This window comes from Pseudomonas sp. FSL R10-0056 (assembly GCF_009600105.1).
Lineage (GTDB): Bacteria > Pseudomonadota > Gammaproteobacteria > Pseudomonadales > Pseudomonadaceae > Aquipseudomonas > Aquipseudomonas bubulae.
Genome location: NZ_WIWL01000182.1, coordinates 78143 through 99051, shown reverse-complemented (window position 1 = coordinate 99051; position 20909 = coordinate 78143). Strand labels below are relative to the sequence as shown.

The following is a 20909-nucleotide window of genomic DNA, read 5'->3' as shown; positions in this document are numbered from 1 at the left end:
GCGAAGTAGGACAATTGTCGGCTTCTTGTCATCATCAGCGATCTTGAATGGCCTTCCTCGCACTCGGTATTAACCACAAGACTGCTTCAGTAGACGTCCGCGAGCGCGTGGCTTTTACTCCGGAGCAGTTGGTTGAGGCCTTGCAGCAGCTCTGCCGCCTAACCGACAGTCGCGAAGCTGCGATCCTCTCCACCTGCAATCGCAGCGAGCTCTATATAGAGCAGGACCACCTTTCGGCAGACCGTGTGCTGCAATGGCTGGCGGACTATCATGACCTGAGCCTCGATGAACTGCGTGCCTGCGCCTATATCCATGAAGACGACGCAGCCGTTCGTCACATGATGCGCGTGGCTTCAGGCCTGGATTCGCTGGTGTTGGGCGAACCGCAGATTCTCGGCCAGATGAAGTCTGCCTATGCCGTGGCGCGTGAGGCGGGCACGGTCGGGCCGTTGTTGGGGCGCTTGTTCCAGGCCACGTTCAACTCGGCCAAACAGGTGCGCACCGACACCGCCATCGGTGAAAACCCGGTTTCGGTGGCCTTTGCCGCGGTGAGCCTGGCCAAGCAGATCTTCAGCGATCTGCAGCGCAGCCAGGCCTTGCTGATCGGTGCGGGCGAGACGATTACCCTGGTCGCCCGCCACCTGCATGACCTGGGAGTAAAGCGTATCGTGGTGGCCAACCGTACCCTGGAACGCGCCAGTACCCTGGCTGAGCAGTTTGGCGCCCACGCGGTACTGCTGTCGGATATTCCCCAGGAGCTGGTACACAGCGACATCGTGATCAGCTCCACGGCCAGCCAATTGCCGATTTTGGGCAAGGGCGCGGTCGAAAGCGCCCTGAAGCTGCGCAAGCACAAACCGATCTTTATGGTCGATATTGCCGTTCCCCGGGATATCGAGCCTGAAGTCGGTGAGCTGGACGACGTGTACCTCTATACCGTCGATGACTTGCATGAAGTGGTTGCCGAAAACCTCAAGAGCCGTCAGGGCGCGGCCCAGGCGGCAGAAGAGCTGGTGAGCATAGGCGCTGACGATTTTATGGTGCGCCTGCGTGAACTGGCGGCTGTGGATGTGCTCAAGGCCTACCGCCAGCAAAGCGAACGCCTGCGTGACGAAGAGCTGCAAAAGGCCCAGCGCATGCTCGCCAACGGCAGCAATCCGGAAGATGTGCTGGTACAACTGGCGCGCGGGCTGACCAACAAATTGCTTCATGCCCCCAGCGTACAACTGAAAAAACTTTCCGCCGAAGGCCGCCTCGATGCGCTGGCCATGGCCCAAGAACTTTTTGCCCTCGGTGAGGGCTCATCGCATAGCTCTGCGGATAAAAAATAGTAATGAAAGCGTCACTGCTTAATAAACTGGACATCCTCCAGGACCGTTTTGAAGAACTGACCGCATTGCTTGGCGATGGCGAAGTCATTTCCGATCAAACCAAATTCCGCGCCTATTCCAAGGAATACTCGGAAGTTGAACCCATTGTTGCCGCTTACGCGCAGTGGCTCAAAGTGCAGGCCGACCTTGAAGGCGCCCAGGCGTTGCTCAAGGACAACGACCCGGACATGCGCGAAATGGCGGTCGAGGAAGTTCGTGAAGCCAAAGAGCGATTGATCGAACTGGAAAAAGACCTGCAACGCATGCTGCTGCCCAAGGATCCGAATGACGGGCGCAACGTGTTTCTGGAAATTCGCGCCGGCACCGGTGGCGATGAAGCGGCGATTTTTGCCGGTGACCTGTTTCGCATGTACTCGCGCTACGCCGAGCGCCGTGGCTGGCGGGTTGAAATCCTGTCCGAAAGCATCGGCGAGCATGGTGGCTATAAAGAAGTCATTGCCCGTGTCGAAGGTGAGAATGTTTACGCCAAGCTGAAGTTCGAGTCCGGTGTACACCGCGTGCAGCGTGTACCTGCAACCGAATCCCAGGGTCGTATCCATACCTCGGCCTGTACCGTGGCGGTGCTGCCAGAGCCCGATGAGCAGGAAGCCATCGAGATCAACCCGGCCGATTTGCGTGTGGATACCTACCGTTCCTCCGGAGCCGGTGGCCAGCACGTCAACAAGACCGACTCGGCCATCCGCATTACTCACTTGCCCTCGGGCATTGTGGTGGAGTGTCAGGAAGAGCGTTCCCAGCATAAAAACCGGGCGCGGGCGATGTCCTGGCTCTCGGCCAAATTGAATGACCAGCAAACCAGCGCCGCGGCCAATGCCATTGCCAGCGAGCGCAAGTCGCTGGTGGGCTCGGGGGATCGTTCCGAGCGCATCCGCACTTACAATTTCGCGCAGGGGCGAGTGACTGATCATCGTGTCAACCTGACCCTGTATTCCCTGGATGACGTACTGGCTGGCGGCGTTGATGCCGTTATCGAGCCTTTATTGGCGGAGTTTCAGGCTGATCAACTGACAGCCCTGGGTGAATAAATGACTATTATTGCCAGCTTGTTGCGTGCTGCTGAACTGCCTGATTCACCTACGGCCCGTCTTGATGCGGAGCTGCTGCTGGCCGCTGCCCTGGGCAAGTCGCGCAGCTATCTGCACACATGGCCCGAAAAAATCGTCAGCAGCGAAGCCGCCTTGACCTTCGCCGAGTACTTGCTGCGCCGCCGTGCCGGTGAGCCGGTGGCCTATATTCTGGGTCAGCAGGGTTTCTGGAACCTTGATCTGGAAGTGGCGCCGCATACGCTGATCCCGCGCCCGGACACCGAACTGCTGGTGGAAACCGCGCTGGCCCTGCTGCCCGCAACCCCGGCCAAAGTGCTGGACCTGGGCACTGGCAGCGGCGCAATCGCCCTGGCTTTGGCCAGTGAACGTGCCGCCTGGCACGTTACGGCAGTTGACCGCGTGCTTGAGGCCGTGGCTCTGGCCGAGCGCAATCGCCAGCGTTTGCAGCTCGACAACGTCAATGTGTTTACCAGCCATTGGTTCAGCGCGCTGGACGACCAGCGTTTTGACCTGATTATCAGCAACCCGCCCTATATTGCTGCCGGTGATGTTCACCTGGCGCAAGGCGATGTGCGTTTCGAACCTGAAAGCGCTCTGGTTGCCGGTGCCGATGGCCTGGACGATATCCGCCAGATCATTACCGCTTCTGCGCAGCACTTGAATGCAGGTGGCTGGTTGATGCTGGAGCACGGTTACGATCAGGCTGCAGCTGTGCGCCAACTGTTGCAGGACGCAGGTTTTGCCGAGGTTGAAAGCCGCACGGACCTGGGCGGCCACGAACGTATTACATTGGGCCGCCTGCCGTGCTGACCGACGAGGAGCTGTTGCGCTATAGCCGACAGATCCTGTTGCAACAGGTTGATATCGATGGCCAGCTGAAGCTGAAAAACAGCCGTGTGCTGATTGTCGGGCTGGGGGGGCTGGGCTCGCCCGTCGCGCTGTACCTGGCCGCCGCCGGTGTCGGCGAGCTGCATCTGGCTGACTTTGACAGCGTTGACCTGACCAATCTGCAGCGTCAGATCATTCATGACACTGCCAATGTTGGCGAGAGCAAGGTGGACTCGGCGTTGCGCCGACTGCGCCTGATCAATCCGCATCTCAAGCTGGTTGCCCACCGCTCGGCGCTGGATGCCGATTCGCTGGCCGACGCCGTTGCCGCGGTGGATCTGGTGCTCGACTGCTGCGACAACTTTGCCACCCGTGAAGCGGTGAACAAGGCCTGTGTTGCGGCGCGCAAGCCGTTGGTCAGTGGCGCGGCGATTCGCCTTGAGGGGCAGCTGTCGGTGTTTGACTCGCGCCAGAGCGCCAGTCCTTGCTATCACTGCCTGTACGGGCATGGCAGCGAAGAGGAGCTGACCTGCAGCGAAGCCGGCGTCATTGGTCCCCTGGTGGGGGTGATCGGCAGCTTGCAGGCCCTTGAAGCGCTCAAGGTGTTGGCCGGGTTTGGTGAGCCACTGGTGGGCCGGCTGTTGCTGGTCGATGCCTCGAGCACGCGTTTTCGCGAATTGCGGGTCAAGCGCGACCCGGCCTGCAGCGTATGCGGTACTGGCCATGAATGAGGCGCCGATTGGCGTTTTCGACTCCGGCGTCGGTGGCTTGTCGGTACTCAAGGAGATCCACGCGCTATTGCCCAACGAGTCGCTGCTTTATGTGGCGGACTGCGGGCATATCCCCTATGGCGAAAAAAGCCCCGAATTCATTCGTCAGCGCTGCGCGGTAATGGCTGATTTTTTCCAGCAGCAAGGCGCCAAGGCGCTGGTGCTGGCCTGTAATACTGCAACGGTGGCTGCGGTGGCGGATTTGCGTCAGCGTTACCCGACCTGGCCCATGGTCGGTATGGAGCCAGCGGTCAAACCGGCGGCAGCGGCCACCCGCAGTGGTGTGGTAGGCGTACTCGCCACGACCGGCACATTGCAGAGCGCCAAATTTGCCGCCTTGCTCGATCGTTTTGCCAGCGATGTGCGGGTTGTCACTCAGCCATGCCCGGGCCTGGTGGAGCTGATCGAAACCGGCGACCTGCACAGCGATACCTTGCGCACTTTGTTGCGCGGTTATGTCGAACCGTTGCTGGCCGCGGGCTGTGACACCATTATTCTTGGCTGTACGCATTACCCCTTCCTCAAGCCTCTGCTAAGCCAGATGCTTCCTGGTTCGATTACCCTGATCGACACCGGTGCCGCCGTGGCGCGCCAGCTCAAGCGATTGTTGGCTGAGCGCGGCTTGCTGGCAGCTGGCCCGCCTGCTGAAACGCAGTTCTGGACCAGCGCTTCTCCTGAACACTTAGGAAATATCCTGCCTGTGTTGTGGAATAAATCTGGCGTTGTGCGAAGCTTCGGTCTGTAAAAAAACAGAACTTATGCTTCATGACACCTGCCTGATGAAGCGCATAACCACTGACATGGGCATATGAAAATAGGATTTTCTTATGAAGCGACTGTTTTGTTTGGCTGCGCTTGCAGCCGCTGCACTGGGGCAAAGTTTTACTGCACAGGCTGCCGGGCTTGAATTTGCGGTGGGGCACACCAGCGAATCGACCATGACCTACCGTCTGGGCTTGAAATCTGATTGGGACAAAAGCTGGCTACAAAGTGATGTGGGGCGTCTGACCGGCTATTGGGATGGGGCTTACACCTACTGGGAAGGTGACAAGTCATCCGCGAGTAATAGCCTGTCGTTCTCGCCCGTGCTGGTGTACGAATTTGCCGGTGGAAGCGTTAAGCCCTATCTCGAAGCCGGGATCGGGGTGGCGTTGTTCTCGCACACTGAAGTGGAGGGCAACCGTCTGGGAACAGCTTTCCAGTTTGAAGACCGTTTGGGGTTTGGCCTGCGCTTTGCCGGTGGTCATGAGGTCGGGATACGTGCGACCCACTATTCCAATGCCGGGATCTCCAGCACCAATGACGGCGTAGAAAGCTATGCGCTGCACTACACCATGCCGCTGTAGGGGCAGGTATTTAGCGATACGCCGTGGCAATGCCCTGGCGTTCATTGAGGCATTCGACTTCGCCCATTTCGAACTCGCGGCAAATCAGTGGTCGAAGCTCATAGATGGTGCACATCATGGTGTTGCGGTCCAAAGCCGCACACCAACCATCATCCAGGCGCAGCATCACTTCGCCGCCCCAGTCATCCTCTGCAATAAAACGCTCGGGCACACCGGTATCGGTGATCAGCATCACTTCCAGCTGGCAGCAGCATGCCGCGCACGTTGAACAGGTAACGGCGGGTTCGGTAATTTCGGTCAGGGGGATGTTGGTCATAGGCGTGCAGTGTAAGGCAGTGCTGGCATCAGGTGTGAATGTGCTGATGAACGCAGATGTATAACCCCCCGTAGATACTCTGTTGCCGGTCAACCCTCCCTGTGGGAGCGAGCCTGCTCGCGAACGACTTTCGCGAGCAGGCTCGCTCCCACAGTTAAAATTTCCTTCAGACCTTGCAGCTGCCGCAGCCGTCGTAAAGTCAGCCATTGCGGTTTGCCAGATGAAACTCGCTCTCAGGATTTACGCTTGCTGCGCAACCGGACGTAGCCTGTCGGCAATCGCTACAAGGACCGCAAACAACCCAGCCCACAACAGGCTCAACCCGGCCAGCGTCGGCCACAGGCCCAGCGGGAATTGCACCGCGCCCAGACGTTGCCCGGCGTAATACGACAGCGGTCCACCGATGGCTCCCAGCAAAACAGCACGCCACCAGGGCTTGGCAGTCCACGCCAGGCAGTGGTTCAAGGTGATGGCCAGCAGGGCCCAAAGCAACATCAGCCAGAACGGAATCACTATGCCGGGCTGCTTGAAGGCGAAAACATCGGCATTGAGCAACAGGCTGTCCACCGTACTGCCGAGCACGCACACGACCACTACCAGGCGCACTTCTGCCAATGAGCGGCTGATAAACAGCAGATGCACCAGCAGGGCGCCCGCGGCCAGCAGCAACCACAGGCTGTTGCCTCCCAGTACACAGGCAAACCAGCCGAGCTGGAACAGCCCGGCATTTACCAGGTTTTTAAGCATTGAACCGGCCAAGCAATGGTTCGGGCATGGCCGCCGGCTTGGCCAGCAACAATTGTGCGGTGCCGATGCTGCGCTCGAGAAAGCCGCCCTCGCAGTAGCACAGGTAAAACTCCCACAGGCGCAGAAAGTATTCGTCGTAGCCCAATTCCGTTAAACGGCCGTGTGCGCGGCGAAAGTTCTCATGCCACAAGCGCAGGGTTTTGGCGTAGTGCAGGCCAAAATCCTCCATATGCATCAGATTCATATCGGTGTCCTTGCCGACAATTTCGAGCATTTTTTGCACGCTAGGCAGTGCACCACCGGGAAAGATGTAGCGCTGGATAAAGTCCACGCTACTTTTTGCCTGCTCGTAACGCTGCTCGCGAATGGTGATGGCTTGCAGCAGCATCAGGCCGTGGGGCTTGAGCAAGCGGGCGCATTGCTTGAAGTAACTGGGCAAGAAGTGATGGCCGACTGCTTCGATCATCTCGATCGACACCAGCTTGTCGTATTGCCCGGTCAGGTCGCGGTAATCCTCCAGCAGTAACGTTACTTGCTCTTGTAAGCCCAGCGCTTCGATGCGGGCTTGGGTGTAGTCGAATTGCTCTTTGGACAATGTAGTCGTCGTCACCTTGCAGCCGTAATGTTGCGCTGCATACAACGCCATGCTGCCCCAGCCGGTACCGATTTCCAGCAAATGGTCTGCGGGCTTGAGGTCGAGCTTCTGGCAGATGCGCTGCAGCTTGTTAAGCTGGGCTTGCTCCAGGGTGTCGTCAGCCGTTAAGAACTGCGCGGCGGAATACATCATGGTCGGGTCGAGGAATTGCTCGAACATGTCATTACCCAGGTCGTAATGCGCAGCAATGTTTTTTTGCGAGCCCTTGCGGGTGTTGCGATTGATCCAGTGCAAGCCGCGAATCAGCGGGCGACCCAGGCGGGCCAGGCCACCTTCCATGGCATCAAGCACGTCCAGGTTGCTGACCAGTACGCGGATCACTTTGGTCAGGTCAGGTGAACTCCAGTAGCCATGAATAAAGGCTTCGCCGGCGCCAATCGAGCCGTTGCTGGCGATCATGCCCCAGACGCTTGTATCGTGAATCTGCACCTCGCCGACCAGGCCCGCGCCGCTGTCACCGAAGATCAGGCGTTCACCGTTTTCGGTGATCACCAGATGCCCGCTTTTCAATTGACTGAGCTGGCGCAGCACCCCGCGTCGCAGTAGTGCGCTGGTCAGGTTATGGGTAGTCGACAGTGAGGTTTTGCTCACCAGGCTAGGGCTCTTCATGGCGTTGATCCTTGGGTTGCAGGGCGGCAATGCGAAAGGCGCCGTCGGCGGCCTGGTGGGAAAAAATCGGTGTGCGTTTAAGAAACAGGCGCAACGCTTGCCAGTAAATGGCCAGGCAGGTTTTGGCGGTCATCCACGGGAACTGCCGCAGATAGCGGTGCAGGCCCGGGCGGTCCAGGGGAGTGCGTTGCAGGTTGAGGGTGGCATCAAACAGTTTCAGATCACCTTGCCAGTCGGCCATATGCACCCCGAGCCGGGCCTGGGGCGGGCTGAAGCTCATGTGGTATTCCAGGTCCCGTGGCAGAAAAGGTGATACGTGGAAGGCTTTGGCCACGGCAACGTGGGAAAAACCGTCTCCATTGGCGGGAAGCACATAGTGATAACGTTCGCGCCAAGGCGTATTGGTGACTTCACACAGGAGGGCGGCCAGTTTTCCGTCAGCTTCGTAACAATAGAAGAAGCTCACCGGGTTGAAGGACAGCCCCCAACTGCGGGCTTGTGTGAGCACGCATATCGGGCCTTGCGGCGTATACCCCAAAGCGCTGGAAACTTGCTGGCGTACCGCATCAATCAGGCGCATGCCGGTTGCGGTGAAGGTTTTCAGGTAATCGGTTTCACGAAACGAGAAGGGCGCAAAGCGACTTTTGCCTGCCAGTGGTGAAAGCCCCAGTACAGCGTCTTGCTCATCCAGATCCAGATACAACAGGCCGATCTGATAGCGAAAGGCATGGGGCTTTGGAGCAAAGCGCCGATGGCCGATCCAGCCGCTGTACAGGGCGCTGTTCATAATTGCTGACCAAAGGCCTGGGCCACGCGCAAGGCGCTGACCACGCCGTCTTCATGGAAGCCGTTGGCCCAATAAGCGCCACAAAAGTAGCTGTGCTGTGCGCCCAGCAGTTCTTGCCAGCGCGCTTGCGCGGCGACGGCGTCCAGGCTGTATTGCGGGTGGGCATAGGTGTAGCTGGCCAGCACTTTGAGCGGGTCAATTGCTGCGGTTTGGTTGAGACTGACGCAAAAAGTGGTCTCGCTCTGAATCCCTTGCAGGATGTTCATATCGTAGGTTAGGGCTGCACGTTTTTGTCCTGCACCGCCCAGGCGATAATTCCAGCTAGCCCAAGCCAGCTTTCGGTCGGGTAGTAATCGGGTATCGGTGTGCAGCACGACCTCGTTGTCGGCGTATGGCATGGCTCCCAGAATCTGTTGTTCGGCAACCGAGGGCTTGGCCAGCAGCTTCAGGGCCTGGTCGCTGTGACAGGCAAAGATCACCTTGTCGAAAGATTCAGTACCACCAACGCTGTGCACCAGAACGCTTTCGGCATTGCGTTCAACCTGGATAACCGGGCAGTTGCGGCGAATCCTGTCGGCAAATCCTGCGCTCAAGGGTTTTAGGTAGCTACTGGAACCGCCTTCAATCACACGCCATTGCGGGCGATTGCTGACGCTGAGCAGGCCGTGATTCTTGAAAAAGCGCACAAAGAACTGCAATGGAAAGGCCTGCATCTCGACCAGTGACATTGACCAGATCGCAGCCCCCATCGGCACGATATAGTGTTCGATAAAGCGCGAGCCATAACCCCGCAGTCGCAAGTAGTCGCCCAACCGGGTGTTGCTGGCAATACGTTGTTCGTCCAGGTCGCGAATGGCCTCGCGATTGAAACGCAAAATATCGCGCAACATGCCCCAGAACCTGGGCGACAACAGGTTGCTGCGCTGGGCGAACAGGCTGTTGAGGGTATTGCCGTTGTATTCGAGGTTGCTGTCGGTGTCGTGGACTGAAAAACTCATTTCAGTGGCTTTGGAGCCAACACCCAATTGCTCCATCAATTTGATGAAATTAGGGTAAGTCCAATCGTTGAACACAATAAAGCCGGTGTCCACGGCATAGGTTTGGCCTTTGACGCTCACATTGACGGTATGGGTGTGCCCGCCGATCCAGTCGCTGGCCTCGAACACGCTGACATCATGTTCTTTATGCAGCAGGTAGCCGCAGGTCAGCCCTGAAATCCCGCTGCCAATGATCGCTATTTTCATGATGGCTTACCGTCGGATGTACGTGCCAGACGCTTGCCTAACGCCACTTGCAGGCGCTTTGGCAGGTTTGCCAGCAGCCGCAAGGAGGCAATGAACAGCGTCGGGAAGGCGATCTCCAGCGGGCGTTTTTCCAGGCGCTGGCAAATATGCCGTGCCGCCTTGTGTGCAGGCCAGCGCATGGGCATCGGGAAGTCATTGTGTTCAGTGAGCGGGGTATCGACAAAGCCGGGGCTGACCAGGGTGACATCGATCTGTTCCTGGGCCAGATCGATGCGCAACGATTCGAGCAAGTAGCGCAGGCCGGCTTTTGACGCACCGTAGGCCCCGGCCCGTGGCAATGGCCATAAGGTGACCGAGCTGACCACTCCCACCAGATGCGGGCGCGAGCCTGCGCGCAGCAGTGGCAGTGCGCTTTCCAGGCAATAGCTGTTGGCCAGCAGGTTGGTGCGCACCACGCGCTCGACCAGTGCGGCGTCGAAGTGGCGGGCATCAACATACTCACAGGTGCCTGCATTGAGGATTACGGTGTCCAGCGCGCCCCAGGCCTGGATGATGCGCTTGCCAATTTCGCGTACCTGCAGGCTGTCGGTCAGGTCGCCGGGCACCAGCAAGACCTGTCCGGGGTAACGGTCGGACAAGGCTTTCAAAGGCGCCAGCGTGCGGGCTGTCAATGCCAGCCGGGCGCCGCTACTGAGCAACTCTTCGGCCATTTGCGCACCAATGCCGCTGCTCGCGCCCGTGAGCCAGATCCGCCGCCGATCAGCCATGGCTGGCCTCCAGCATTTGCCGGGAGGGCAGATTTTTGAACGCGCTCAAGGCGCGGTCGCGGCTTTGGCTCAAGTTGACGATGGGCGCCGGGTAATTGGCCACGCCAAACAGCCCGCCCACCGACGCGGGGTTGTGCACCTGTTTTTTGTTCAGCTCGGCCAGTTCGGGCAGCCAGTGCTTGATAAATTTACCCTCGGGGTCGAAGCGTTCGGACTGGGTGATCGGGTTGAAAATACGGAAATACGGCACCGAGTCGGTTCCCGTGGATGAACTCCACTGCCAGCCGCCATTGTTGGCGGCCAGATCACCGTCGATCAGATGCTGCATAAAAAAGCGCTCGCCCTCGCGCCAGTCGATCAGCAGGTTTTTGGTCAGGAACATAGCCACTACCATGCGCAGGCGGTTGTGCATCCAACCGGTTTCCAGCAGTTGCCTGATGGCCGCGTCGATAATCGGGAAGCCAGTGCGGCCCTGTTTCCAGGCGGCCAGTTCATCCGGCGCGTGGCGCCAGGGCAGGTATTCGGTTTCCGGACGAAAGGCGCGGTGACGTGAGACCCGTGGGTAGCCCACCAGGATATGTTTGTAGAACTCGCGCCACAGCAGCTCGGTGATCCAGGTAAATACCCCCGGGCTGCCGCTTTCAAACTCGCCGTTGTTGCTTTGCAATGCGGCGTGCAGGCATTGGCGGGGTGAGATCACGCCTGCCGCGAGGTAGGCCGACAGCTGGCTGGTACCGGGTTTGGCGGGCAGGTCGCGTTCGTCCTGATAGTAGTGGATCTGCTCATCGGCAAACTGTGCCAGGCGTTGGCGAGCCTGATCCTCGCCTGCTGGCCACAATGCGCGCAGCGAATCGCTGGGTACGGCGAAACCGCTGACAGACTTGGGTATGACGTCGCTCTGGATATTCAGCGGTGATTGTTTTTCAGGCCTGGCAACCAGCTTGGGCAAGGCCATGTGCAGGCGGTTGTAGCAGATGCGGCGAAACTGGCTGAAGACCTGAAAGTACGAGCCCGACTGCGTGAGGATGCTGCCCGGCTGGAACAACAGTTGGTCGAGGTAACCGTGAAACTCGATGCCCTGAGCTTCAAGGGCCCGGGCAACTGCCTGGTCGCGGCGGGTTTCATGGATGCCATATTCCTGGTTGGTGTGTACCGCCTCAACTCCGTGCTGCTGGCACAGCTCAAGGAGCACCGCAGGCGCCTGGTCCCAGCTGGGCGCAGTACGAATAAGCAAAGGAATATTGAGCTGTTGCAGGCTGTTGCTCAGCGTGCGCAGATTGCGCAGCCAGAAGTCTACCTTGCTTGGCGCATCGTCATGGGCCAGCCATTGCTCGGGGCTGATCAGGTATACGGCCAGGGTGGGGCCGCGTTTGGCAGCGGCGCTCAGGGCGGTGTTGTCGTCGTGGCGCAAGTCGGTGCGCAGCCAGATCAGTTGCATATCATTTCCTAGCGATAAAGGCCGAGTTGGCTGAGGCGTTGATGGGCCTCTACCGGGTTGTGGGCCAGATACAATCCTGCGATCTCGGTTGTACTTACGGACAACTGGTCGAAGTGGATGCATACCGTCGGTCCGGCGATCAGGATCGGGCAGTCGATACCCTGCAGCAGTCGGGGCAGTTGATGGGTATTGAGGGTTTTGCTGGAATACAGCACCACGGCGCGGGGCTTCAAATGCTCGACAGCCAGGCCCAGTTCGCCGCCGGGCACAGGTGCGTCGAAGACTTCGACCGGGCAGTGGCTGCTGCTGACCAGCAAGGCGGTCAGCCACAGTTGCGGCTCGAAGGGCAGGTCGGAATGATTGATCAGCAGTACCGGCGCGCCCTTGAGCGAGCGGTTGTTGTGATAAATCCGTGCACCCAGTTTGCTGCGCAGCCAGGAGTGGAAAAACACCCGCTCCAATTGCGCACCGAACTGCCCTTGCCAGCGTTGTTCCAGCTCGTTCAAAAGAGGCAGCAGCAGTTGTTCACAGAGCGGGCGGGCAGGGTAGAGCGACATTGCCTGGTTAAAGCAGTCGTCGAGGCGGCGTTCGGCCAGCTCACTGATGGCTTCAATCATGGTTTGCCGCCACGCCTGCCAGTCGCTGTCAGGTGCCGGGGCGAGAGTCGGCGGCGCGTTGAGTAACGGCTTGATCTGGCTGACCGACACGCCACGGTTGAGCCACAACAAAATCTGCTGGATGCGCTGGATATGCTCGGTCGAGAACAGGCGATGGCCCTTGGCCGTGCGGTGCGGCACGATCAAGCCGTAGCGGCGTTCCCAGGCACGCAGGGTCACGGCATTCACACCGGTGATGCGCGACACTTCGCGGATGGGCAACCAGCCTTCGGCCAGTGCCTGGCTGTAGTCCGTACCAGGGGTGTTGGACATGATCAGGTCATCATTCATGGTCAGATGGCATTACGCAGGCTGAGGTCTTCCGGATGCGGCTGCAGGTAAACCTGGCGCGAGATGTACGGGTGGGGGTGCAGGCGAAAGTGATGCTTGAGCAGGGTCAGCGGGACCACCAGTGGCACGATGCCATGCAGGTACTGGCCAATCAGTTGCTGGACTTCCTGCTTGTCTTCGGCGCTGATGGCTTGCTTGAGGTAGCCGCTGATATGTTGCAGCACATTGGTGTGGGTGCGGCGGGTGGCGCATTTTTTCAGGGCTTTCATCAGTTCGCTGAAGTACTGCAGTGCAATGCCCATAGGGTCTTGCTTGCCAAGGCTGCCGAGCAGGTTGCCGAGGGTTTTGTACTGCACCGGATGATGGGCCATCAGCAGATATTTGTAGCGGGCATGAAACTCGGTCAGTGAGCGGCGGGTAACGCCCTGTTTGAGCAGTGCCTGCCAGGCGCTGTAGGCGTACACCCGGGTCATGAAGTTTTCCCGCAGCACCGGGTCGTTCAAACGGCCGTCTTCTTCCACGGGTAAATCGGGTTGAGCGTCACAGAATGCCCGGGCGTAGATGCCGCGCCCGCTCAGTTCGGCAGGGCGTCCGCCGTCCTGATACACCTTGACCCGCTCCAGGCCACAGGACGGTGACTTCTGCATGAAGATGTAGCCGCAGATATCGGTGTGCGCCGCGGCCATTTCCACGCCGTAGTCGTGCAGGGGCCGGGTCACGTCCAGCGTGCTGTCGACCGTGCCGACAGCCTGGGGTTGTAAGGGGTTGCCCACCAATCGCACCGGCTGGCGCGGAATACCCAGACCGATGGCGACCTCGGGGCAAAGCGGGACAAATTCGAAGTGTTGGGTCAGGGCCTGGCTGCACAGGCGTGACTCTTTATGCCCGCCGTTGAACCGCACTTCAGCCCCCAACAAGCAGGCGCTGATGGCTATTTTGGGTTTGTGCCGGGCAGATGCGGGGCTGGGCATGTGACGAACCTCCAAGAATTACTTGTACATCTTTTTGGTGATGTACAACTTGAGTTCATCATATGCCAGATGTTGTACAAGTCAAATTTCTTGTACAGGTATTTGGAGCGTTGTTAATCCCGCGTAGCAGCTGCTCGTTCCTGCGGCAGCTGCTGCGGCACGTGTTGTGGCTTCAATCCAGATGCTCGATCAGCCGTCGCGCTGCTTCCTGGCCGCTGAGCCAGGCGCCTTCCACGCGACCTGACAAGCACCAGTCACCACAGGCATACAGGCCCAGATCGGAGTCGGCCAGCGCGCCCCATTCATGCGCCGCAGCAGGGCGGGCGTAGAGCCAGCGGTGGGCCAGGCTGAAAATCGGTGCGGGAGTAGGGAAGTGCATCAACTCGGCAAATGCGCCGTGCAGATGTTCGATCACTGACTCTTTGGGCAGGTCGAGGTTCTGTTTGCTCCAGGCACTGGTGGCGTGCAGGACCCAGGTGTCAGGCTGGCTGTCGCGCCCGGGTTTGCTGCGGTTACGGGCCAGCCAGTCCAGCGGGCTGCCTTGCACGAAGCAGCCTTCCATGGGCGTGTCGAGGGGGGATTCGAACGCCAGTGCCACGGCCCAGGCCGGTTCCATTTTCACACCGGCAGCAGCGCTTGCGAGCTTGGGTGCGCTGGCCAGCAGGGACGTGGCTTGTGGTGCCGGAGTGGCGATGATGACGTGGCTGAACGGGCCGTGTTCCTCACCTTCGGCATCCAGCAAGTGCCAGCGTTTTTCGCCGCGTATAAGGTCGGTGATCTGGCAGGAGAAACTCACGGGCAAATGGCCCAGCAGGCCTCGGGTAATGGCGCTCATTCGCGGCGTGCCCACCCAGCGGGTTTGCTCGTCGGGTGAGGGGCTTAACAGGCCATTTTTATAGTGGTACAGGTGCGGTTCCCACTCGGCGGCCCAGCCTTCGGCTTGCCATTGCTGGACTTCATCGACAAAACGGCGGTCGCGTGCGGTGAAATACTGAGCCCCCAGGTCCAGTACTCCGACATCACTGCGCTTGCTCGACATGCGTCCACCGCTGCCCCGGCTTTTATCGAACAGTTGAATTGCGTGCCCCGCCTTGTGCAGGGCATTTGCGGCTGACAGCCCGGCTATGCCGGCACCGATAATTGCGATGGGTACAGTCATTGTGGCCCCCGATCTCTGTTTGCACAGACTACGCCGTCGGCAATACCTGTACAATTATGTTTTTTAGTATAGGTTTTAGTGTTTGTTCCAGATCCATGTGGCCTATTCTTAAATCAGCTCAACGACCGATAAAAGGTCTTTATATAAAAATAGACCAGTGCTCCCGATAAAACTCCTTGTGAGGATCAACTCATGCACATTTTGCTGACCGGCGGTACAGGCTTGATAGGGCGTCAGCTCTGTCGTCACTGGCTGGCGCAAGGCCATCGCCTCAGTGTGTGGAGCCGTCGCCCCGAACAGGTGGCTCAATTATGCGGTGCCCAGGTCAAAGGGATTGCCCTGCTTGAAGAGCTTGGTGAGGAGCCGATTGATGCGGTGATCAACCTGGCCGGCGCGCCGATTGCCGATCGGCCCTGGACCCGCAAGCGCAAGGCTTTGTTGTGGAGCAGCCGCATCACCTTGACCGAGACCCTTGTGGGTTGGTTGCAAAGTCGTGCGCAAAAGCCTTCAGTGCTGGTATCGGGTTCGGCCGTGGGCTGGTATGGCGACGGTGGTGAGCGCGAGCTGACAGAAGAGTCGCCGACGGTGAGTGAGGATTTCGCTAGCCACTTGTGTATTGCCTGGGAAGAGACCGCTCAGCGGGCACAGGTTTTGGGGGTGCGCGTGGTCCTGGTGCGCACGGGGCTGGTGCTGGCGGCCGAAGGCGGCTTTTTGTCGCGCCTGTTGTTGCCGTTCAAGCTGGCGCTGGGCGGGCCGATAGGCAATGGTCGGCAATGGATGCCGTGGATTCATATCAATGACCAAATCGCCCTGATTGATTTTCTTGTGCATGAGAATGCCGCAAGCGGTCCTTATAATGCCTGCGCGCCGCATCCGGTACGCAATGGCGAATTTGCTCAGGTGCTGGGTCGCGTGTTGCACCGCCCGGTCTTTATGCCCATGCCGGCCTTTGTGTTACGTGTGCTGCTCGGCGAGATGGCCGGTTTGTTGCTGGGTGGTCAGCGGGCTCAACCGGCAAAACTGCTGGCAGCGGGTTTTACTTTTCAGTTCACCGATTTGCGTGCGGCGCTCGAAGATGTCGCCGCCCGCCCCTGAAATAGGAAGTTGCATGACCGATCACGCGCTGTTGCTGGTTAACCTGGGTTCGCCGGCGTCTACTTCGGTAGCGGATGTACGCAGCTACTTGAATCAGTTTTTAATGGACCCGTACGTCATCGATCTGCCGTGGCCGGTGCGACGCTTGCTGGTGTCGCTGATTCTGATCAAGCGGCCCGAGCAATCGGCCCATGCCTATGCCTCGATCTGGTGGAAGGAAGGTTCGCCGCTGGTGGAACTGAGCCGCCGTTTGCAACAGGCCATGACCAAAGAGTGGAGCCAGGGCCCGGTCGAGCTGGCAATGCGTTACGGCGAGCCATCGATTGAAACCGTGTTGACCCGTATCGCTGCGCAGGGCATCAAAAAGGTCACTCTGGCGCCGCTTTACCCGCAGTTCGCCGACAGCACCGTGACCACGGTGATTGAAGAGGCCAAGCGGGTGGTAAAGGCCAAAAAGCTGCCTGTCCAGTTCTCCATCCTGCAACCGTTCTATGATCAGCCCGAATACCTCGATGCTCTCGTGGCAAGTGCCCAACCGCATCTGGAGCAGGATTACGATCACTTGCTGCTGAGCTTTCACGGCTTGCCCGAGCGGCATTTACACAAGCTCGATCCGACCGGCAATCACTGCTTCAAAAATGATGACTGCTGCAAGAATGCATCGCCTGCGGTACTTGCCACCTGTTATCGGGCGCAGTGTCTGCGCACCGCACAGGCCTTTGCCGAGCGCATGGGCTTGCCTGAAGGGAAGTGGTCGGTGGCGTTCCAGTCCCGTCTGGGCCGGGCCAAGTGGATTGAACCCTACACTGAGGCGCGTCTGGATGCGTTGGCCAAGCAAGGGGTAAAGAAGATTCTGGTGATGTGCCCGGCGTTTGTGGCCGATTGCATTGAAACCCTGGAAGAGATTGGCGATCGCGGACGCGAGCAGTTTATCGAGGCGGGTGGCGAGGAGTTGGTGCTGGTGCCGTGTCTCAATGACCACCCGAAGTGGGCGCAGGCGTTGAACACGTTGTGTGAGAGGGCGCCGCTGGCCCTGTAGAAAACCCCTGTGGGAGCGGGCTTGCTCGCGATGCAGTCAACGCGGTCTATCTGTTGGATAGAGGTGATGCCATCGCGAGCAAGCCCGCTCCCACAAGGATTACAGGTCAGATGACGGGCCCGTCACCTTTTTTCTTGTGCTTCCAGCTGTCATTGCCCGGCAGGATCAGGTTCAGCGCAATCGCCACAATGGCGCACAGCGCGATGCCTTTGAGACCGAAGTCCTCAGGCCCCATCCCCGTACCGATTAGTACGCCGCCAATCCCGAATACCAGGGTCACCGAGACGATTACCAGGTTGCGTGCTTCGCTCAGGTCGACTTGATGGCGGATCAGGGTGTTCATGCCCACCGCCGCAATCGAACCGAACAGCAGGCACAGAATCCCGCCCATAACCGGCACTGGAATGCTTTGCAGCAGTGCGCCGAACTTGCCGATAAATGCCAGGCTGATGGCGAAGATCGCCGCCCAGGTCATGATTTTCGGGTTGTAGTTCTTGGTCAGCATCACCGCGCCTGTCACTTCGGCGTACGTGGTGTTGGGTGGGCCACCCAGCAAGCCGGCTGCAGTGGTGGCAATGCCGTCACCGAACAGTGTGCGGTGCAGGCCCGGTTTTTTCAGGTAGTCGCGACCGGTTACGCTGCCTACGGCAATGACACCGCCGATATGTTCAATGGCCGGGGCAAGTGCCACGGGGACGATAAACAGAATCGCCTGCCAGTTGAATTCGGGCGCGGTGAAGTGCGGTAGCGCAAACCAGGGGGCGGCGGCGATCTTGGCGGTGTCGACAACACCGAAGTAGAACGCCATGCCAAAACCTACCAGCACGCCGGCAATGATCGGCACCAGACGGAAAATCCCTTTGCCGAATACGGCCACGATCAAGGTGGTCAGCAGTGCTGGCATCGAGATCAGCATTGCCGTCTGATAGTGAATCAGCTCGGTGCCATCTTCAGCGCGACCCATGGCCATGTGTGCAGCAATGGGTGCCATCGCGAGGCCGATCGAGATAATCACCGGGCCAATCACCACAGGTGGCAGCAGGCGGTCAATAAAGCCGGTGCCCTTGAGCTTTACCGCGAAACCGAGAAAGGTGTACACGAAACCGGCTGCCATCACGCCGCCCATGGTCGCGGCCAGGCCGAACTGACCCTTGGCGAGAATGATCGGAGTAATGAAAGCGAAACTCGAAGCCAGAAAGACCGGCACCTGGCGCCGGGTCACGATCTGGAACAGCAGAGTCCCGAGACCCGCCGTGAACAGCGCAACGTTAGGGTCCAGGCCTGTAATCAAAGGCATCAACACCAACGCGCCAAAGGCCACGAAGAGCATCTGCGCGCCAGATATGATCTGGCGCCAGAGCGGGTCGTTGAACTCGTCCTGCATGTTAAATGTCCTTTTGCTTGGTGCCGAAGATCTTGTCGCCGGCATCACCCAAGCCCGGAATGATGTAGCCGTGCTCGTTCAAACGCTCATCAATGGAGGCGGTGTAGATGGTTACGTCCGGGTGAGCGGCTTCAACAGCAGCAATCCCTTCAGGCGCAGCAACCAGCACCATGGCGCGGATTTCCTTGCAGCCTGCTTTTTTCAGCAGATCAATGGTGGCAACCATCGAGGAACCGGTGGCCAGCATCGGGTCGATAATCATCGCCAGACGCTCGTTGATTTCCGGTACCAGTTTTTCCAGGTAAGTGTGGGCCTGGAGGGTTTCTTCATTGCGGGCAATGCCGACAGCACTGACCTTGGCGCCCGGGATCAGGCTAAGGACGCCTTCAAGCATGCCGATACCTGCACGCAGGATCGGGACGACGGTAATTTTCTTACCGGCGATTTTTTCAACTTGAACAGTGCCACACCAGCCGTCGATATCGTAGGTTTCGAGGGTCAGGTCACTGGTGGCTTCATAGGTCAGCAACGCGCCGACTTCCTGAGCGAGCTCGCGGAAATTCTTCGTGCTAATGTCAGCACGACGCATCAGGCCGAGTTTGTGACGGATTAGCGGATGGCGTATCTCACGGATAGGCATAGGGAAAAACTCCGGGGGCAGGCAAAAAAACCGGCCTAGATTAATCTAATCCGGGGTGATGTCCTACAGACATTACTGCACGTTAGTCCATAAATGCTTGATCTGAGCCAAGCGGATGCGTACCTTTGCCCGCTTTTCTTGCACAACACCCCCTGGAGAGCGTCATGTCTGCTGATCTCGAGCATATCCGTCAAATCATGCGAGAGGCTGACTGCCTGTACACCGAAGCTGAAGTCGAGGCAGCCATTGCCCGCGTTGGCGCGCAAATCACGGCTGAAATGGCCGAGACCAATCCAGTGGTATTTTGTGTGATGAACGGCGGCCTGATTTTTTCCGGCAAGCTGCTTACCCATCTGCAATTTCCGCTTGAAGCGTCGTATTTGCATGCGACACGCTATCGCAATGAAACCACGGGTGGTGACCTGTTCTGGAAAGCCAAGCCTGAAGTCTCGTTTATAGACCGTCATGTACTGATCATCGATGACATCCTCGATGAAGGTCACACCCTGAGCGCGATCGTTGATTTCTGCAAACACGCCGGTGCCCGTCAGGTGCATACCGCGGTATTGATCGACAAGGAACATGACCGCAAGGCGCGTCCTGACCTGAAGGCCGACTACATGGGCTTGCCTTGCATTGACCGTTACGTGTTTGGCTATGGTATGGACTACAAAGGCTACTGGCGTAATGCTGCCGGCATTTATGCCGTCAAAGGTATGTAATAAAGGTCGTTGAAGCTGACCCCTGGAAGGCTTCAACCTGTCCTGTCTTCACGAGAGCGCCGACATGCTGGCTATATTCCTTCAGACGCTCTCCATTACGGCTCCCGTGTTTGCCATGCTTTTTTTAGGCGTGGTGCTCAAGCGCGTGGGCTGGATCAATGACAACTTTATCCATACGGCGTCGGCATTGGTGTTTAACGTCACCATGCCGGCGTTGTTGTTTTTGGGTATTCTGCACGCCGATCTCAGGGCTGCCTTGCAACCCAAGGTGCTGGCGTATTTTGTCGCGGCGACCCTGCTCAGCTTTGCCCTGGCGTGGGGCTGGTCAATCTGGCGCTGCCCGCGGGAAGATCGTGGCATCTACACCCAGGGCGCTTTTCGCGGTAATAACGGGGTTATCGGCCTGGCTCTGGCGGCCAGCATGTACGGCGACTACGGGATTTCACTGGGGGCAGTGCTCGCCGGCCTGGTGATCCTGCTCTACAACACCCTGTCGACCATCGTATTGGCGGTTTATAGCCCGGTCATCAAGTCCGATCCGTGGAGTATCTGCAAAAGTGTGGTCAAGAACCCGCTGATCATCAGTGTTCTGGCTGCAGTGCCCTTTGCGCTGTTCAAGATCAGCTTGCCTGGCTGGTTGCAGGCATCGGGTGAGTATCTGGCGGCGATGACCTTGCCGCTGGCGCTGATTTGCATCGGTGGCACGCTGTCATTGGCGAGCCTGCGCAAAAGTGGCGACATGGCGCTGAGCGCCAGCCTGGTGAAAATGGTCAGCATGCCGCTGCTGGCAACCCTCGGCGCCTGGATCTGCGGTTTTCGCGGGCCGGAACTGGGGATTTTGTTCCTGTACTTCGCCAGCCCTACGGCGGCTGCCAGTTATGTCATGGCGCGGGCAGCCAATGGTAATCACGAGCTGGCAGCAGCGATTATCGTGATCACCACCTTGATGGCGGCTATCACCACCAATATCGGGATTTTTGTGTTGCAGTGGGGCGGCTGGATTTAATC

At 58.7% G+C, this 20909-nt stretch carries 22 protein-coding genes; 10 read left to right on the top strand and 12 right to left on the bottom strand.

Annotation, left to right across the window (positions count from 1 at the left end):
• Positions 1–47: 47 nt before the first annotated feature.
• The 6 genes from hemA to GHO42_RS13995 all read left to right on the top strand — a co-directional run bounded on the left by hemA (position 48) and on the right by GHO42_RS13995 (position 5381).
• On the top strand, positions 48–1331 hold the full coding sequence (gene hemA / locus GHO42_RS14020; protein ID WP_095003174.1) for a glutamyl-tRNA reductase: 1284 nt from the start codon (positions 48–50) through the stop codon (positions 1329–1331).
• Between the two features lie 2 nt (positions 1332–1333).
• Entirely contained in the window at positions 1334–2416 is a 1083-nt protein-coding gene (prfA, locus tag GHO42_RS14015; RefSeq protein WP_095003173.1) for a peptide chain release factor 1, read from the top strand.
• Positions 2417–3247 carry a peptide chain release factor N(5)-glutamine methyltransferase gene (gene prmC / locus GHO42_RS14010; protein ID WP_095003172.1) on the top strand — a complete coding sequence of 277 codons (831 nt, stop codon included), beginning with the start codon at positions 2417–2419 and terminating at the stop codon, positions 3245–3247.
• Entirely contained in the window at positions 3241–3996 is a 756-nt protein-coding gene (locus GHO42_RS14005) for a molybdopterin-synthase adenylyltransferase MoeB (RefSeq protein WP_095023086.1), read from the top strand. Before prmC ends, GHO42_RS14005 begins: the two co-directional genes overlap by 7 nt.
• On the top strand, positions 3989–4780 hold the full coding sequence (gene murI, locus GHO42_RS14000; protein ID WP_153326355.1) for a glutamate racemase: 792 nt from the start codon (positions 3989–3991) through the stop codon (positions 4778–4780). Before GHO42_RS14005 ends, murI begins: the two co-directional genes overlap by 8 nt.
• Before the next feature lie 82 nt (positions 4781–4862).
• Positions 4863–5381, top strand: coding sequence for an acyloxyacyl hydrolase (locus tag GHO42_RS13995; protein ID WP_095001103.1), 519 nt, complete (start codon positions 4863–4865; stop codon positions 5379–5381).
• A gap of 10 nt (positions 5382–5391) precedes the next feature.
• Here the strand turns inward: GHO42_RS13995 and GHO42_RS13990 are convergent, their stop codons facing one another.
• The 10 genes from GHO42_RS13990 to GHO42_RS13945 all read right to left on the bottom strand — a co-directional run bounded on the left by GHO42_RS13990 (position 5392) and on the right by GHO42_RS13945 (position 15021).
• Positions 5392–5697 carry a YkgJ family cysteine cluster protein gene (locus tag GHO42_RS13990; protein ID WP_095001104.1) on the bottom strand — a complete coding sequence of 102 codons (306 nt, stop codon included), beginning with the start codon at positions 5695–5697 and terminating at the stop codon, positions 5392–5394.
• A 240-nt stretch (positions 5698–5937) separates the two neighbouring features.
• Positions 5938–6444: a DUF2878 domain-containing protein gene (locus GHO42_RS13985; RefSeq protein WP_095018254.1), complete on the bottom strand. Its 507-nt coding sequence runs from the start codon at positions 6442–6444 to the stop codon at positions 5938–5940.
• Positions 6437–7708: a cyclopropane-fatty-acyl-phospholipid synthase family protein gene (locus tag GHO42_RS13980; protein WP_153326357.1), complete on the bottom strand. Its 1272-nt coding sequence runs from the start codon at positions 7706–7708 to the stop codon at positions 6437–6439. Before GHO42_RS13980 ends, GHO42_RS13985 begins: the two co-directional genes overlap by 8 nt.
• Positions 7695–8495 (bottom strand): DUF1365 domain-containing protein, encoded by an 801-nt coding sequence (locus tag GHO42_RS13975; protein WP_095020519.1) that lies wholly within the window; start codon positions 8493–8495, stop codon positions 7695–7697. Before GHO42_RS13975 ends, GHO42_RS13980 begins: the two co-directional genes overlap by 14 nt.
• Entirely contained in the window at positions 8492–9739 is a 1248-nt protein-coding gene (locus GHO42_RS13970; protein WP_153326359.1) for an NAD(P)/FAD-dependent oxidoreductase, read from the bottom strand. Before GHO42_RS13970 ends, GHO42_RS13975 begins: the two co-directional genes overlap by 4 nt.
• Positions 9736–10506 carry an SDR family oxidoreductase gene (locus tag GHO42_RS13965; RefSeq protein ID WP_095018251.1) on the bottom strand — a complete coding sequence of 257 codons (771 nt, stop codon included), beginning with the start codon at positions 10504–10506 and terminating at the stop codon, positions 9736–9738. Before GHO42_RS13965 ends, GHO42_RS13970 begins: the two co-directional genes overlap by 4 nt.
• Positions 10499–11944: a deoxyribodipyrimidine photo-lyase gene (gene phrB, locus GHO42_RS13960; RefSeq protein ID WP_095018250.1), complete on the bottom strand. Its 1446-nt coding sequence runs from the start codon at positions 11942–11944 to the stop codon at positions 10499–10501. Before phrB ends, GHO42_RS13965 begins: the two co-directional genes overlap by 8 nt.
• 8 nt (positions 11945–11952) lie before the next feature.
• Positions 11953–12891 carry a MerR family transcriptional regulator gene (locus GHO42_RS13955; RefSeq protein WP_095024931.1) on the bottom strand — a complete coding sequence of 313 codons (939 nt, stop codon included), beginning with the start codon at positions 12889–12891 and terminating at the stop codon, positions 11953–11955.
• Positions 12892–12893: 2 nt separating this feature from the next.
• The gene (locus GHO42_RS13950) at positions 12894–13862 is read right to left on the bottom strand and encodes a DUF523 and DUF1722 domain-containing protein (protein ID WP_153326361.1); all 969 of its coding nucleotides are present in this window, start codon (positions 13860–13862) and stop codon (positions 12894–12896) included.
• A 172-nt stretch (positions 13863–14034) separates the two neighbouring features.
• Positions 14035–15021, bottom strand: a complete 987-nt coding sequence (locus GHO42_RS13945; protein WP_095001113.1) for an NAD(P)/FAD-dependent oxidoreductase — start codon at positions 15019–15021, stop codon at positions 14035–14037.
• A gap of 192 nt (positions 15022–15213) precedes the next feature.
• Between GHO42_RS13945 and GHO42_RS13940 the strand changes: the two genes are divergently transcribed.
• Both GHO42_RS13940 and hemH read left to right on the top strand, forming a co-directional pair.
• On the top strand, positions 15214–16116 hold the full coding sequence (locus GHO42_RS13940; RefSeq protein WP_153326363.1) for a TIGR01777 family oxidoreductase: 903 nt from the start codon (positions 15214–15216) through the stop codon (positions 16114–16116).
• A gap of 13 nt (positions 16117–16129) precedes the next feature.
• The gene (hemH, locus tag GHO42_RS13935) at positions 16130–17155 is read left to right on the top strand and encodes a ferrochelatase (protein WP_153326365.1); all 1026 of its coding nucleotides are present in this window, start codon (positions 16130–16132) and stop codon (positions 17153–17155) included.
• 106 nt (positions 17156–17261) lie between these two features.
• Here hemH and GHO42_RS13930 read toward each other — a convergent pair whose 3' ends face one another.
• Positions 17262–18539 carry a uracil-xanthine permease family protein gene (locus GHO42_RS13930; RefSeq protein ID WP_095001116.1) on the bottom strand — a complete coding sequence of 426 codons (1278 nt, stop codon included), beginning with the start codon at positions 18537–18539 and terminating at the stop codon, positions 17262–17264.
• A 1-nt stretch (position 18540) separates the two neighbouring features.
• Positions 18541–19179, bottom strand: a complete 639-nt coding sequence (upp, locus tag GHO42_RS13925; RefSeq protein WP_095001117.1) for a uracil phosphoribosyltransferase — start codon at positions 19177–19179, stop codon at positions 18541–18543.
• Positions 19180–19343: 164 nt separating this feature from the next.
• Here upp and GHO42_RS13920 point away from each other — a divergent pair, with 164 nt between their 5' ends.
• Both GHO42_RS13920 and GHO42_RS13915 read left to right on the top strand, forming a co-directional pair.
• A complete protein-coding gene (locus GHO42_RS13920) occupies positions 19344–19901 on the top strand; it encodes a hypoxanthine-guanine phosphoribosyltransferase (RefSeq protein ID WP_095001118.1) in 558 nt (185 codons plus the stop codon).
• A 64-nt stretch (positions 19902–19965) separates the two neighbouring features.
• Complete coding sequence (locus tag GHO42_RS13915) at positions 19966–20907, top strand: AEC family transporter (RefSeq protein WP_095023081.1); 942 nt, start codon at positions 19966–19968, stop codon at positions 20905–20907.
• The last annotated feature ends 2 nt before the right edge of the window (positions 20908–20909 follow it).